The following is a 14,668-nucleotide window of genomic DNA, read 5'->3' as shown; positions in this document are numbered from 1 at the left end:
ACATCGCACTGCTCGACCAGGGCGGCGTCGACCGCCTGGAAAACGGCGACTTCCAGTCAGGCGCCGACCGCTGGCATTTCAGTTCGCCGTTCAATCACCTTCCCTGGCACATCAAGAACGTCTGGCTTGAAGTCCTGTTCAACCAGGGCTGGGTCGGGCTGTTGCTGTTCAGCGCGCTGATTGCGTCAACGACGATTCGGCTCTCCCGTCGCCTGCTGCACACAGATGTGACAGCCACCGCTCTGCTGACCTCCTTGCTCGGGCTGCTCGTGGTCGGCGCGTTCGACAGCATCCTCGACGCGCCCCGACTGGTCTTGATGGTGACGCTGGCCATGGCCACGTCCGTCATCGTCTGCCAGCGACCGACCCGGCATCGGTCCACCACCGCCACGCCACCAGGGGAAGTCGCCGCACCAGTGCCGCAAGCGACATACGTTGCAACGGCACCCAGCCGCCTGCGACCGGTCCATGTCCAGGCCCCGATCGCCGCCACCGGTTTCAAGGGCAAGTCATGGCGCGCGAGCGCACTGCACGTGCTCGTGCTGGCCGTGCTCGTCGCGGTGCTGACGCGCCTGCCCATCGTCCCGTACAACGTCCGCGAATTGCTCAATCCCTACCATCCTGTCGCGGCGCCGGTCTTGCTGGCGATTGCCGTGTTTTGGGTGTTCGGATTTCCCGCCTGGTCGGTACGCTGGCTGGCGGCAGGCAGATCCCGGTTTGTCGCGCTTCCGCCCGCGATCGTCCTGTACGGCCTGGTGGGATGGGTCAGCTTGCGTTATGCAGTCTTGCCGGAGTCCATCCATGATGTGGTCGGATCGCCGGTGCTCGGCTGGCCCTGGGATACCGAAATCATGGCCCGCCTGACCACTCTGCTGAGCACGATCGGCACGCCATTGATGGCCGGCGCCCTGTTGGTGACCGCGCTGAACGCGGAACGTGTCGGTAGCACGCCTGTGTGGCTGGCACTTTTTGTCGCGCTACTGTTCCCGGTCCAGTACGCGGTCATCGTCACCTGGGCAGGTACCGACAATCTGACGGAACTGATGGCATCGAACGCCAGCATCGGTGCCTTCGCCCTGCTTTTTCTTTACGTGCTGGTCGTGGCGACGGTTGGCTCCATGGTGGCCGCGCTGCGCCATCGCGGCGGTCGTACCCGCATTGCCATCGCGGCCGCGAGCCTTGCGTTGTCCTTGCCGCTGGGCTACCTGTTGCTGCGGTCCGGCACGGAGCCCGTCGTGATCAAGCAAGGCCAGGTATTTTCCGCCATGCAGTTCCTGTTCAGCACGGATCGCACGCAATATGCGTCCGGGGTCAACCTGTTGGCGCGCTTTGCGGTGTTTCACGTCCTGTTTGTCGGCATGGTGGCTTGGACACAGTCAGTCTTCTGGCTGCCGATGGCGGACAAGCGCCCCACCGGCAAGAAGGCCGACGACGGTCGCGCAAACCACCAGGAAAAGCCGGCATCATGATCAGCCGCAGAACCTTCACTGTCGCGCAGGCATGCCTGGTCAGCGGCGCGGCGCATGCCGCCAAGCCGTCACCCCCCGCCCCGCAGGAGACCGTGCTGCAAGTCGGCCCCCGGCGCCGTGTCAAGACGCTGAAACACGCCGCGCGCGTGGTGAAACCTGGCACCGTGGTCGAGGTCGACGCTGGCACCTACGCCGGAGACGTTGCGGTGTGGACACAACCCGACGTCTCGCTGCGCGCAGTAGGCGGTCGGGTGCGCCTGTTGGCCGACGGCGCTGCGGCCGAGGGCAAGGGCATCTGGGTGGTACGTGCGCCACGCATGCGCGTGACGGGCTTCGATTTCGAGGGAGCAAGAGTGCCCGACCGCAATGGCGCCGGCATCCGGTTGGACAGGGGATCATTGCGGGTCAACGACTGCCGGTTCCTGTACAACGAGATGGGTTTGTTGACCAACAACGATCCAACCACCAGGCTGGAGGTGGAGGGTTGCGAGTTCGGTTTCAACCAGCGTCCCGATGGCCACAACCACAATCTGTATGCCGGGCGGATCGCCAGCCTGTCGGTGACGGGCAGCTACTTTCATCACGCGCGCACCGGGCATCTGCTCAAGAGCCGTGCGGCCGTCAACACGATTCGCTACAACCGGTTGACCGACGAGGCCGGAGGTACCGCCAGCTACGAGCTCGAGTTTCCCGATGGCGGACTGGCCATCGTGCTCGGCAATGTCATCGGCCAATCCGCCGATACGGAGAACAGACACATGATCTCGTTCGGCGCAGAGTCCTACCACTGGACACGCAACGCGCTGTACCTGGCACACAACACCTTGATCGACCCGCTAGGCTGGGGAGGTATTTTTTTGCGGGTCGCGCGCGGCCCGACAACCGTGATGGCGGTCAACAACCTGCTGGTCGGGCGCGGCAACTTCGATACCTCGGGAGATGTCGAATTTCGCAACAACCTGCATGCAACGGCCGATGACTTCGTGGACATGTCCCGATACGATTGCCGACTTCGCAGCAGTTCGCGATTGATCGGCCGCGCAGCAGTGGTGGGCGAGGTCGCCGGCACGTCGTTGCAACCAACCGCTGAATACCGGCATCCGCGCATGGTGCAGGTACTCGAGAACGTCACGCATAATCCAGGGGCAACCCAAAGCATCGCCTAGGCCGCGCGGGCCCCATTTTGCCCATTCAATTGCATGCTGGAATCCACCCAACCGCTCATCTCCGGTCGTCCTACATTCTCCGATCAAGCCCTGCACGCCTTGGCCAAGTGCCAGGGCGATCTGGCCGCCTGGCGCGAAGCCATGCAAAGGAACCCCGCAAAGACCGCATCGGAAGCGGCTGGGGATTTCGCTGTCGGCATGCACAATCCGGACGGGACCGCGTTCATCGCCGTCGACCGGTTCGCCACCCACCCGCTGTGTTATCGAATCAAGGACGGACGACTTCACTTCGCCAGTCGCGCCGATGTGCTGGCCGATGATCAGCCGGAGATCGACCCGCAAGCCATCTTCGACTACCTGTACTTCCACATGATCCCGGCGCCGCGCACGATCTACAAGAACGTGTTGCGCCTGCCGCCAGGTCACTGCGGAACCTTTGCCAACGGCACGTTGACGATTACCCGGTATTGGCACCCGACATTCTCCGAAACGAAGAATCCGTCCTTCGACGAACTCAAAACGGAATTCAGGGACCTGCTGACAGTTGCGGTCGGCGAGCAGATTCACGGCGAAAAGGCTGCGTGTTTCCTCAGTGGCGGCACGGACAGCAGCACGGTGGCGGGCATGGTCAGCCTGGCAACGGGCCAGGTCGCGGCAACATACTCGATCGGATTCGATGCCCAGGGCTACGACGAGATGGAGTTCGCCCGGCTCGCATCGCGGCACTTCAAGACCGAGCACCACGAATATTATGTGACGCCGGACGACCTGGTGCGCGGTATTCCGTCGGTCGCCGCATCGTGCGACCAGCCCTTTGGCAACTCGTCTCTGCTGCCGGCGTATTACTGCGCCAAAATGGCACGTGACGATGGTGTCGACCGGATGCTGGCTGGCGATGGTGGCGACGAATTGTTCGGCGGCAATTCGCGCTACGCCAAGCAGCGCGTCTTCGGCTGGTACCAGTATGTACCGGGCTTGGTCCGGTCGACCGTGATGGAACCATTGCTCAAGACCCGCGCGGCCAACAGCTTCGTGCTGACACGCAAGGCGGGAAGCTACGTCGAGCAGGCCGGCTCGCCGATGCCCGACCGGCTGCAGTTGTACAACCTGGTCATGCGGCTCGGATTCGACGACGTCCTGACTCCGCAGATGCTGGCTCGCGTCGACACCACTGCCCCCCTGCAGCTGCAGCGCGAAATCTGGAACAGCGTCAGCGACTGCACGGACCTCAACAAGGAACTGGCGTTCGACTGGCGCTTCACGCTTGCGGACAGCGATCTTCCGAAGGTGCGGTATGCAACGGAACTTGCCGGCGTCTCGGTCGGTTTTCCGATGCTGGACAGCCGCTTGCTCGACTTTTCGCTCAAGCTTCCCACGGAATACAAGCTCAAGAATCTGACGCTGCGGTGGTTCTTCAAGGAAGCCCTGCGTGGTTTTCTGCCGGACGAGATCATCGCCAAGAAGAAACAAGGATTCGGACTGCCGTTCGGAGTCTGGGCCAACAACACGCCCAGCCTGCAGGCGATGGCCAAGACGTCCTTGCACAACCTGGCTGATCGCGGCATCGTGCGCCGTGCGTTCATCCAGACGCTGCTCACCGAGCGCCTGCCCGAACACCCCGGCTATTTCGGCGAAATGGTCTGGATCCTGATGATGCTGGAGCAATGGCTTGCCGCCAAGGCCCCGGCGTATCGCATCGGGTAACAGACACGCCGCAGAAGTGGTGCCGCAGGGCTGGCGCCTGGGGCGCCAGGTACGCACCGGTCAGACGACCTCGGAGCGCACATGACGCAAGTTGGCGAGCAGGCTGAGGCCGAATCGCGTGCGACTGCGGTTCCAGGGGGTGAAGCGTGGCAGCTGGTAGAGGTCGGATGCCGACGTAGAAACTCCATGCGCCGTGGACACAGCGGCGGAAAAACCGGCCTCCTTCACCATGCGGGTGTGCGCCGCCAGGTAGTCCTTGCTCGGTTTGCCATTGGGATAGGCGAACAAGCTGACCGGAGCCGCGACGATCGACTCCAACGCTGCCTTGCCGTCCAAGATCTCCTGCCGGGCTGCTGCGTCCGGCAAGCGAGCGAGAATGGGGTGATTGCATGTATGTGCACCAATCTGCATGCCCGCATCCCGCAGCTGCCGCACCTGCGTGTCGGTCATCATCAGATTGGTCGGCAGTCGCACCCCGGCCTGGCGTTCCACCCTGGCAACGGCATCCAGGCGCGCGTCAGCGTCGAGATACTTGATTTGCCCGATCAAGCTCTCGATTGCGGCCTGACGCTGCGCAATCGAACCCAGAGGGTGCAGGCCCAGGCCGGCATCTCGCAGGTCGAGACTCACCTTGTCGCACAGACGCACCGACTCGATGACGCTGTCATTCCACATGCGTCCGCCATTGAGAAACGACGTGGCGATGAAAAAGGTCGCGCTCATCCCATGGCGCTGCAACAGCGGAAGAGCCTGGGTCGCGTTGTCGGCATATCCATCGTCGAAGGTGATTGCGGCGGGTCGCGATGGCAATGTTCCGTCAGCGAGCCTCGCAACCGCTTCGTCCAGCGGCAACACACGAAACCAGCGTCCGACCCAACGCAACATCTCGTCGAAACGGCTCGCATATTGCTCGCCCGGAAACAGCGGGTCCAAGGCCGGCAATACGCGATGGAATATCAGTATGGACAACCGGGCTTGAGGCCCGGATGGCGCCAGCAGTCGAGCCACGCCTTTCAGGACCATCGGGGTATCCTCTTCTTGACTTCCTTGCGAATTTCGCTGTGCGGGTCGAGCGATCCGAACGCACCTTGCGTCTCGTTTTCCCATTGCTTGTCACGCAACCAGCGCTGGGCCACGACCAGTACGACCACGATGTTGTACGGGAGGTCGAAATAGGCAAGGCTCAGGAATGCGCCACCAACGGCAAAACCCACCAGGGACACCTGGCACATGCCTGCGAGATGGAACAGCCACTGCGTCTCCGCCCTCTTGGCCGATTCCTTGCGGATGTTGCCCGCAATGGCCAAAGCGCTGATGAAAACCCCCAGGTACAGGAACAGGCCAATCCATCCGTGTTCCCCCAGCACCTGGAAATAGATGCTGTGCGCAGCATGTATATCGAGCGGATCAGGCGCGTACATCGCGAAGATGGCCGGCGTATATATCAAGAAACCACCGCCAAAGACATGATCATTTGCCAGATTGAACGCCATGATCCACGCATTGATACGGCCCATAGCAGAGCCGTCCTGCTCGTAGTTCTGGATGGTATTCATCCTGTCCCACCAAGTCTCAGGCATGAAGCCGAGCAAGATCGTGGCAAAGATGGCGATCCCGATCGCGGAGACAAATTTGCCCTTCGATCGAAACCATAGCACGGTCATCATGGCAAAGATGGCCAGAAAGGCACCACGAGACTGCGTGCCCAGTGCGGCCGTGGCGCACAACATCATCGTCACCAGCAGTCCCAGCCTCAGCCACTTGCGGGTGGCGACCGTGCGTAGATAGTTGAGCAACGGGATGGTCATTACGATCGCCAAGCCGATTTCGTTGTTTCCACCGATAAAGCCACCTGGCCCCCAGACACGCGCCACGCCGCCACTCGTGATCGTGAAAATACCTCCCTTGAACCCGAAAAAGCCAATAGACAAGGCGTTCACCCACAAAAACAGCTCGATGTGCTTGCGCTCGCGCAATGCCGCAAACGCAACCAAAGTCATAGTCTGAATCTTGATTATTTTGACCAATTGCTCCCAGGAGCCGGGCACGTTGTATGCAAACGCAGTCGTCACGCACATCCACACCACGAAGACGATCAGAAACACGATGGGTGGCTCCCACCGTACCTGCAACCTGTGGCGGTTGATGATCAATGCAATCACGGCTGCAGCCACGGCCGCTTGGGCAAACGGCAAGGAATAGGCGAAACCATACGTCAATCGATGCGGATTCATGATGCTGAGCCAGGTCCACAACAGTACGGCGGCCCACAAATGCCGCATCGCGTACGGGAATACGCCGATCACGAACAGTGTCAGTGCAATGTCACGCACGCAATCCGCTCCCCGAAGTCGCGGCGGGCTTCACATGGCTCACCACGTATCGAAACTTGCCGGAGCGCTCGTTGGCAATCTGCGCAACACGCAGCACGTCGATACGGACGTCCCGACCGAGCCGCTCCTTGAAGTCCCGAACGATCTGGGACGCCTGCGCCTCGCCGAATGCGTCACCGGCCACGACATGCACGACCGTGTGGTCGAGCGTCATCTGCTCGACCTTGAACCGCTCCACACCGGGCATATCCCGCACGGAATAGATTAGGGCCAGTCCATGCATGATGGTGCCGTCGCGGGCAACCACGAAGTCCGTCGTGCGTCCCTGCACCTCCTGCAGGATCGGCAAGCCTCTCCCGCAATCGCAGGGCTTGTCGCTGAGCATCCCCACATCTCCGGTGCGGTATCGGACAAACGGGAAGTCGGTGGTCGCCATGTGCGTCACGACGATCTCACCAGCCTCGCCTTCCGACGTGGCCGATCCGTCCGGACGCACTGTCTCGACAACCAGGTCTTCGGCACAGATGTGCAGCTTGCCCGACGGGCATTCGTGGGCGATGAAACCGGCATCCCTTGCACCATATCCGTTGGCAACCGGACAGCCGAAGGCCTCCGTGATGGTGGCCCGTTGTTCGTCGTACAAGCGCTCGGATGTCACGAACGCCACCTTGATACCGAGATCGTCGAGCCTGACTCCGCGAGCATGCGCATGCTGCCCGATCAACGACAGGCTGGACGGGTATCCGAACAGCATCGTCGGGCGGATGTCGCGAATCGTTCGGACGAAATGGTCCAGGTTCTCGGGCGACATTTCGAACGCCGGCAACAAGTGGCTGCGCATGATGCCATCACGCAGACGCTTGATGCGATCCTGTGTGTTCAGTTCAACCGGGCTACCCCACACGACAAGCTCCTTGTCGCCGATATCCACCCCCCACCAACGCGTTGCACGCCACTTGGCCGCAACGTCATGGCTCTTGCGTGATTTCCCGATATAGAAGATCAGCGGTTCTCCCGAGGAGCCTCCTGTGTTGTAACGTGTCAACGGACCATGGTCACGGGCCATCAAGCCCTCGACGTTGTCTCGGATCGTGCTCTTCGTCAGCAGAGGAAGTTGCGCCAGATCGCGCGTGGATTGCACACCTGCCGCATCGAAGTGCAAACGCTGGAACAATGCCCGGTAATAGGGAACGCGATCGCCGATCTCGACCAGAAAGGCATTCAGGCGACGGGCCTGGGCTTCGCGCAAGGCTTCGGCACTCCACCACTGGCTGGACTCGAGACGGTGCATGCGACCGACCGAGTCGTGCCCCTTGATGCGCTCATGCACCGGAAACAGGACACGGGAACACAACGCGGTATACAGGCTCATGATGCCACCTCGTGCCTGGCCACCCTGCGATACGCAGCCAGCCATTGTTGCTTCACTTGCGGCCAATCGTATTTCCTGGCTTCGGCGAGACCCGCGTGTCGCAGGCTGTCGGCAAGATCAGGCTCCCGCAATACCCGCAGCAGGTGCTCTGTCATGGCCTTATCGTCGCCGACGGGGCTCAACAAGGCCGACACGCCGTGCTGCGCCATGTCGGGGATTCCGCCGGCATCCGTGCTGACCACCGGCACGCCACAGGCGAACGCCTCCAGAATGGAGTTGGGCATGTTGTCGACGCTGCTGGGATTGAGCATGCAATCGGCACCCGCATACAGGGCAGGCATGTCGGCGCTGTCAACGCGCCCGGTAAAGCGCACGGCATCGTCGATGGCCAGGTCCTTGACCATGGACTGCAGGGCTTCCCGTTCCGGCCCGGTTCCTGCGATGACGAGACTCGCGCCCGGAAACGCCTCACGCACACGGCGAAAGACACGGATAGCCAAGGGTATGTCGTAGATCTTCTCGAGGTTGCGCGTGACGACGATGCGCGGAGCGGCGCCATGGTCGCGATGTGGCGCGAATGCGAAGCGAGACAGGTCCACGATGTTCGGAATCACTTCTGCCGCAAGCCCGAACTTGCCAAAGACCCGCTGAAGATAGGTCGACGGGGTCACCCGCAATGCCGCACCCCTCAGCATGCGCAGGACCCAGCGTGGAGCCGTCGCAAAAAAACTGTCGGCAAGACCACCCCGGTAGTTGACGATTGCGGGGACACCTCGCAATTGCGCCACGGCCAGCGCAGGACTGGCAAACAGATGCCAAGCCCATCCGGAATTCGCAAACACATGCACAACATCCGCACGTCCGGTCGCCAACCAAAGTCTGACCAGATAGGGGCACAGGCGGAACACGGCACGGACCATCGGGATTGATCCAATCCAGGCGGGACGGCATGGCGCATTGGTCTGTACGAATTCGACCGGCACGCCTTCGGCTTTCAGAAGCGACGACAATTGCCTGGCCTGATTGGCCATCCCACCCGACGGCGGAGGCAGCGGCCCCACGATACATACGGCAGGTAACGCGGCCACGGTAGTTACAACCGCGGGATCGACACGGTCCACCAATTGATTCACGCCGTTCCCCGTGGCACACGACGAGACCACGGACGCCAGCACAGCAGCGACACGACGATGGTCGTCAAGGCCACCATCAATACCGAGATGGTCGACCATATCCGATGCTTGAGGCTCATCATCGCCTCCACCTGCGGCCGGTTCTCCGGCGTCAACAAGACCTGCAGCCGAGGCGACACATCCTGGATCACGCCGCCAAACTGCTCCAACGGGCGCGATACGCCGTCAAACAAACGAACGAGTCCAGCGCGATCATAGGTGAATACATCGTTACCCCACCACAGGTACCACTGCGGCAGACCACGGCGGTAGTAGGCCCAGGCCTTCTCCTCGTACTTCCAGCCGACCCGGGCTGCCGGATCCAATGGTGCAAGCTTGAGCGAATCCGCACCCTCCATCAACGCCTGCCGAAACTCCAGCGCCGACAAGGGCACGCCCGGGTCCTCAAAGAAATAGTAGTTGTTGAAAACACCCACCAATTGCCAGTCCTTCGTCTGACGGTTCCAGATCTCGGGCCAGATATGGCCGTGCCCCCCGAAGCCGTCGAATGAAAATGCCCAAGGCCTGACCTGCATGCCACCCGCAATGGCGATGGCCATGAATACCCGAACGAAATCCCCGCAATAACCGTCGCCGTTCCGTGTGATGCGCTCATAGGTACGCCGCAGGTCGGTCTTGATCGCACCGCCACGCAGCTTCTTGCCACTGCTGGTCAGCAGATGGCTGCTGATGGTTACCGCTCGCGACCAGTCGTCCGGCATCTCGGCCAGGCGAAGGCGTTCGGCGATCGCGACGAAATAGGGGTCGGCTGGCCCCTGTTCCCACTTGAAATCGACAGGCGCTTCGGCCGGAGTCCATTGGAAACGGACATCATCTGCGTCGCGCAGCAGCAAGGCATTGCGCAACTTGACGACGTTGGTCGTCTCGATCAGGAACGGAGCCAGGGAAAACACGGCCAGCAACGCCGCCAACAGGCCGACCCAGAACAGGTACTTCCAAACATTGCGCCGGCCATCGTCGACGACGATGAGCTGCGTCGCTACCAGCATAGTCCTTCGATCTTGCCGCTCAGGTTCATCGAATCCGGCAAATGGACCAGATCCAGCACAAGGTGATCGGCCGTGGAGTGCCGAGCCAGCGCATCAGCCACGTCGCCACCACTCAGCCCCACCACCAACACCTCCGCCCCCCCAATCACCTCCGCGATATCCGGCGACAACATCTCCCCGATATGCGGCAAATGTTTCTCCACAAAACTCCGATTCGCCCCCAACAACTTGGCGAGATGCACCTCCGGGTCGTAGATCGCCAGTTGCATGCCTTTTCCGATCAACTGCTCCGCCAGCGTCACCAGCGGGCTCTCCCGCAGGTCATCGGTGCCGGTCTTGAACGACAGCCCGATGAATCCGATCTTGCGCTTGCCCGACTCCAGGATCCTCTGGAATGCCAGGTCCAGATGCGCGCGATTGGATGGCAGGATGCTTGCCAGCATCGGGATCTCGACATCGTGCATCTTGGCCAGGTACGTGGTGGCGCGCAGGTCCTTCGGCAGGCAGGATCCGCCGAACGCAAATCCCGGTTTCAGGTACGCCTTCGAGATGTTGAGCTGCGTGTCCTGGCACACCAGGTCCATCACCTCGAACGGATCGACCCCCAGCGCATCACACAGGCGTGCGGTCTCGTTGGCGAACGTGATCTTGAGCGCGTGAAAGTTGTTGCACGTGTATTTCATCATCTCGGCCGATCGCACCGAGGTCTGGATGAACTTGCAAGGCAGGTGCCCGAACAGGCTGCGCAACTGCTCGACCGGATACGCGTGGTTGGCGCCGACGATCGTGAACGGCGGCTTGTCGTAGTCGCGAATCGACGATCCTTCGCGCAGGAACTCAGGCTGGAAGCACAGATGGAAATCGACGCCGTCCTTCTTGCCGGAATGCTCCTCCACGATGGGACGCAAGACGTCCTCGACCGTGCCCGGCACGAGCGTGGAACGGAACACGACCACGTGTTGCCCGGTCTTGCTGCGAATCGCCTTGCCGATCTCCTGGGCCAGGCGCAGGATGGCACCCTGGTCCTGGCTGCCGTTGGCCGCCGACGGCGTCCCGACGCAGACCAGCGAGATGTCGCTGTCCAGCACGGCCTTGCCGGCATCCGTGGTCACGGTCACCCTGCCACTGGAGGCGACCTGCTGCATCAGGTCGACCATGCCTTCTTCGACCACGGGCGTCTTGCCGGCCATGATCAAGTCCAGCTTGGTGCGGTCGATGTCCACCCCGATCACGTCATGGCCGTCGCGCGACAGACACGCGAGTGAAACCGCTCCGACGTACCCCAATCCGAAAATGCTGATCCTCATGCCACGGTTCCCGTTCTCTGTGAATAATTTGCGATGGCGCGCTCGATGATGCCGTCCAGGCGCTGCATGGACCCGGTCCATGCATGGTTGGTCAGCATGCGCTGACGGCCGGCCGCCGCCAGGCGGCTGCGCTCCTGCGGGTTGTCGACAATCCGCAAAACCGCTTGAGCATAATCTTGCGGCGTGTCGGCAACAAGGAAATGTTCCTCGGATTGCGCATCCACGCCACCAGCGGCAATGGTACTGGTGACCACGGGAACCCCCATGGCCATGGCTTCGAGGATCTTGTTCTGTGTTCCCCGGGCGATGTTCAGCGGCGCCACCATCAATGCAGACTTGCGAATGAACGGCCGCACGTCGGGCACCGACCCGGTGACCGTCACGCCGGGCAACTCCCCGAGCTTGCGCATGGCCGGCGACGGGTCCGCGCCGACGATGAGCAGTTGCATGGCCGGACGTTGCTGCCGCAGCAGCGGCCAGACCTGCTCGCAGAAGCGGGACATGCACTCCTGGTTCGGGTAATAGTCCATGCGCCCGATGAAACTGATCGTCTGCGCATCGTACGGTTCGTCCACCGGGCAGAAGAACTCGGCGTCGACGCCATTGGGAAACCAGTCCGTGTCGGCGCCGGTCCCATAGCCGTTGAGGGTCTCCCACTCGGCGCGGGTCGTGGCCGTGCACAGGTCGAACTGCCGCGCCAGCCGCTTTTCCGCGGCAAGCATCTTGGCGCCTTCGAGCCGGTAACCCATCGACAGCGGGAACGGCTTGTAGTTCGCGTACTCCAGCCATTTCTGCGAATCCATGTCACCGAAGTCGAGGATTTTGGGCACGCCGGTCACCGACGACACATATTGCGCGACCGAGGAACAATGCACGAAGACCAGGTCCCAGCGCTTCGACTGCAGATGCGCATCGATGCGCCGCGCCAGCTCCGGCGAATAGAAATACCCCATCGATGAGGGCGTCGGCACCGGCAGTCGCACCACCATGCGTGCCATCTGCGCCCATTCCCGGACCTGTCCGATCTCGAAGGCCTCGCAATGCGGGGCAATACCTTGCGCTTCCTCGGTCTCCTGGGGTGACCGCGACAGGGAACACACCGTCACCTTGTGACCACGGGCCGTCAGGTGGCGAATCATGTTGAACGGCCGGATCTTGCCGCCGCGCTTGGGCGGATACGGGAATCGGTGGCAGATGTACAGGATGTTCACGCCAGGTAACTCCTCAGTTCCGTTGCCACGTCGGCCGGATCGCGCCGGTCGAGATAGATCCGGCTCCAGATCTCGAGGTTCATCATCGCCAGCAAGGCGTCCGTGCCGTCGATCCGGTTGGCCGCATGGTCGGCCATCAGGCGGTCGACCACCGGCTGCCGATACAGGCCGCGGGCCTCGACCACGTCGGCCGCCAGCAGCCGGCCGAGCAGCGGCGCCAGTTCCTTCTTGAGCCATGCGCCCATGGGGGTGCCGAAGCCGCGCTTCTTGCGATCCAGGATGTCTGCCGGCAGCAGGTCGGACAGGGACTCCTTCAACACGTGTTTCAGCCGGCCACCCCGCACCTTGATGGCACTGGGCATGGCCGCCGCCAGTTCGACCAGTTCGTGATCGAGCAGCGGAACCCGGCATTCCAGCGAGACCGCCATGCTCATCTTGTCGGTCAGCATCAGCAGGTCGTCCGGCAACTGGGTCTGCGCGTCCACCGCGAACATGCGATTGAGCGCGTCCGCATCGTGCGCATCGGCAAATGCCGCCTCCAGCGGATCCGCCTGCGCGGCTCCCGGCTGCAGCAGCAGTTCGGCCACGGTTTGCCGGTCCAGCACCTGCAGGTAACTGCGGTACCGGTCGTCGGCCGGCATCTCGGCCGACGCCAGGAAACCCTTGGCCAGGCGCATGGTGTTGAGCAGGCCCGAATGCCGGTCGGCCGGCAGCCGGCCGGCCACGGCGGCAGCCGAACGGCGCAACCAGCCAGGCAGGCTGCGATACCGCTGCGCATAGTGTTCGCCCAGGTAACGCCGATAACCGCCGAACAACTCGTCGCCACCGACACCGGACAGGATGACCTTCACATCCTGCCGCGCGAATTGCGACACCAGGTAGGTGGTGATGAACGCGGTGTCGGACACCGGTTCGTCCATGTGCCACAGCAGCTTGGGCAGCAGGTCCACCACATCGGGCTTGACGACGATCTCGCGGTGCTGGGTACGGAACAGCTCCGCGACCCGTTTCGCATAAGGCAGTTCGTTGTACAACGCCTCGGCTTCGCCGCCCGTGAATCCGATGGCATAGGTGCGGATGGGATGATCCGAGTGCCGGGCCATGAAGCCGACGACCGCACTCGAATCGACGCCTCCGGACAGGAAGGCACCAATGGGCACATCGCTGACCATCTGCATGTGCACCGAGGCCTCCAACTGCGTGCGCACCTTGTCGATCCACTGCCGTTCGGTGTACTGGCTGTCGATATGCCCCGGCAGCCGCCAGTAGCGCCATTCGCGCACCTTGCCGTCCTCGACGGCCAGCAAGGTGGCGGGTGGCAACTTGCGCATACCCTTGAAGATGCAGCCGGGCGCCGCGACATAACCCAGGTGCAGATAACTGGCCACGACGGACCGGTCGAGTTCGGCCCGCGCGCCGGGCAGCGTCAGCAAGGCCTTGGCTTCGGTGGCGAACGCCAGCCGTTGCCCATCCTGCATCACGTACAGCGGCTTGACGCCGAGCCGGTCACGCCCGATCAGCAGCCGACGCCGGCGCACGTCCCACAACGCGAAGTCGAACATGCCGTTGAGCCGGTTGACGAAGGCATCGCCCTCGTCGGCATACAGGTGGATCAGCACCTCGCAGTCCGACCCGGTCTGGAACTGGTGCCCCTTGGCCTGGAGTTCGCTGCGCAATTCCCGGTAGTTGTAGATCTCGCCGTTGCAGACCAGCCACAGGGTCTTGTCGACGTTGCACAGCGGCTGGTGACCACCGGCCAGATCGATGATGGACAAGCGGCGCATCGCGATGCCGCAGGCCCCGTCGATGAACTGCCCCTCGTCGTCGGGTCCGCGGTGCGTGGTGACGTCGCCCATCGCACTGAGCGTGGCCGGCGCCACCGGCCGGCCGTCGAGTTGGATGATTCCGTGAATGCCGCACATGG

11 protein-coding genes are annotated in these 14,668 nt (G+C 62.4%); 3 read left to right on the top strand and 8 right to left on the bottom strand.

What is annotated here, in order from left to right; genetic code table 11:
* The 3 genes from KIT86_RS04625 to KIT86_RS04615 form a co-directional block, all read left to right on the top strand.
* On the top strand, window positions 1–1,469 hold a 1,469-nt coding region (locus tag KIT86_RS04625), incomplete at its 5' end, for a hypothetical protein (RefSeq protein WP_297395439.1).
* Window positions 1,466–2,635, top strand: a complete 1,170-nt coding sequence (locus KIT86_RS04620) for a hypothetical protein (protein WP_297395437.1) — start codon at window positions 1,466–1,468, stop codon at window positions 2,633–2,635. The genes KIT86_RS04625 and KIT86_RS04620, both read left to right, overlap by 4 nt.
* A 33-nt stretch (window positions 2,636–2,668) precedes the next feature.
* Window positions 2,669–4,339, top strand: coding sequence for an asparagine synthase-related protein (locus KIT86_RS04615; RefSeq protein ID WP_297395435.1), 1,671 nt, complete (start codon window positions 2,669–2,671; stop codon window positions 4,337–4,339).
* A gap of 60 nt (window positions 4,340–4,399) precedes the next feature.
* On the opposite strand, the gene KIT86_RS04610 is transcribed toward KIT86_RS04615, so the two are convergent.
* Genes KIT86_RS04610 through asnB form a run of 8 tightly spaced genes read right to left on the bottom strand, consistent with a single transcriptional unit; the run spans window position 4,400 to window position 14,666 of the window.
* Window positions 4,400–5,362, bottom strand: a complete 963-nt coding sequence (locus KIT86_RS04610; protein ID WP_297395433.1) for a polysaccharide deacetylase family protein — start codon at window positions 5,360–5,362, stop codon at window positions 4,400–4,402.
* Window positions 5,353–6,672 carry a putative O-glycosylation ligase, exosortase A system-associated gene (locus KIT86_RS04605; RefSeq protein WP_297395432.1) on the bottom strand — a complete coding sequence of 440 codons (1,320 nt, stop codon included), beginning with the start codon at window positions 6,670–6,672 and terminating at the stop codon, window positions 5,353–5,355. Before KIT86_RS04605 ends, KIT86_RS04610 begins: the two co-directional genes overlap by 10 nt.
* Window positions 6,665–8,044, bottom strand: a complete 1,380-nt coding sequence (locus KIT86_RS04600; protein WP_297395430.1) for a phenylacetate--CoA ligase family protein — start codon at window positions 8,042–8,044, stop codon at window positions 6,665–6,667. The genes KIT86_RS04605 and KIT86_RS04600 overlap by 8 nt, the downstream gene beginning before the upstream one ends.
* Window positions 8,041–9,276, bottom strand: a complete 1,236-nt coding sequence (locus KIT86_RS04595; RefSeq protein ID WP_297395428.1) for a glycosyltransferase family 4 protein — start codon at window positions 9,274–9,276, stop codon at window positions 8,041–8,043. Before KIT86_RS04595 ends, KIT86_RS04600 begins: the two co-directional genes overlap by 4 nt.
* On the bottom strand, window positions 9,174–10,226 hold the full coding sequence (locus KIT86_RS04590; RefSeq protein WP_297395426.1) for a transglutaminase domain-containing protein: 1,053 nt from the start codon (window positions 10,224–10,226) through the stop codon (window positions 9,174–9,176). Before KIT86_RS04590 ends, KIT86_RS04595 begins: the two co-directional genes overlap by 103 nt.
* Complete coding sequence (locus tag KIT86_RS04585; RefSeq protein ID WP_297395424.1) at window positions 10,217–11,533, bottom strand: nucleotide sugar dehydrogenase; 1,317 nt, start codon at window positions 11,531–11,533, stop codon at window positions 10,217–10,219. Before KIT86_RS04585 ends, KIT86_RS04590 begins: the two co-directional genes overlap by 10 nt.
* Window positions 11,530–12,744 carry a TIGR03087 family PEP-CTERM/XrtA system glycosyltransferase gene (locus KIT86_RS04580; protein WP_297395423.1) on the bottom strand — a complete coding sequence of 405 codons (1,215 nt, stop codon included), beginning with the start codon at window positions 12,742–12,744 and terminating at the stop codon, window positions 11,530–11,532. Before KIT86_RS04580 ends, KIT86_RS04585 begins: the two co-directional genes overlap by 4 nt.
* Window positions 12,741–14,666: an asparagine synthase (glutamine-hydrolyzing) gene (gene asnB / locus KIT86_RS04575; RefSeq protein WP_297395421.1), complete on the bottom strand. Its 1,926-nt coding sequence runs from the start codon at window positions 14,664–14,666 to the stop codon at window positions 12,741–12,743. Before asnB ends, KIT86_RS04580 begins: the two co-directional genes overlap by 4 nt.
* Window positions 14,667–14,668 lie beyond the last annotated feature (2 nt).

This window comes from Hydrogenophaga sp., assembly GCF_026125825.1.
In the GTDB taxonomy this organism is placed as follows: Bacteria; Pseudomonadota; Gammaproteobacteria; order Burkholderiales; family Burkholderiaceae_C; genus Hydrogenophaga.
Note: the sequence above shows the minus strand (reverse complement) of the source record. Positions and strands in the feature narration are given on the sequence as shown.

Excerpts from the sequence above, each read along its gene's own strand:
- KIT86_RS04600 (WP_297395430.1), bottom strand. The coding sequence starts at position 8,044 with ATGAGCCTGTATACCGCGTTGTGTTCCCGTGTCCTGTTTCCGGTGCAT.
- KIT86_RS04615 (WP_297395435.1), top strand. The coding sequence starts at position 2,669 with ATGCTGGAATCCACCCAACCGCTCATCTCCGGTCGTCCTACATTCTCC.
- KIT86_RS04610 (WP_297395433.1), bottom strand. The coding sequence starts at position 5,362 with ATGGTCCTGAAAGGCGTGGCTCGACTGCTGGCGCCATCCGGGCCTCAA.
- KIT86_RS04585 (WP_297395424.1), bottom strand. The coding sequence starts at position 11,533 with ATGAGGATCAGCATTTTCGGATTGGGGTACGTCGGAGCGGTTTCACTC.
- KIT86_RS04590 (WP_297395426.1), bottom strand. The coding sequence starts at position 10,226 with ATGCTGGTAGCGACGCAGCTCATCGTCGTCGACGATGGCCGGCGCAAT.
- KIT86_RS04620 (WP_297395437.1), top strand. The coding sequence starts at position 1,466 with ATGATCAGCCGCAGAACCTTCACTGTCGCGCAGGCATGCCTGGTCAGC.
- KIT86_RS04595 (WP_297395428.1), bottom strand. The coding sequence starts at position 9,276 with ATGGTCGACCATCTCGGTATTGATGGTGGCCTTGACGACCATCGTCGT.
- asnB (WP_297395421.1), bottom strand. The coding sequence starts at position 14,666 with ATGTGCGGCATTCACGGAATCATCCAACTCGACGGCCGGCCGGTGGCG.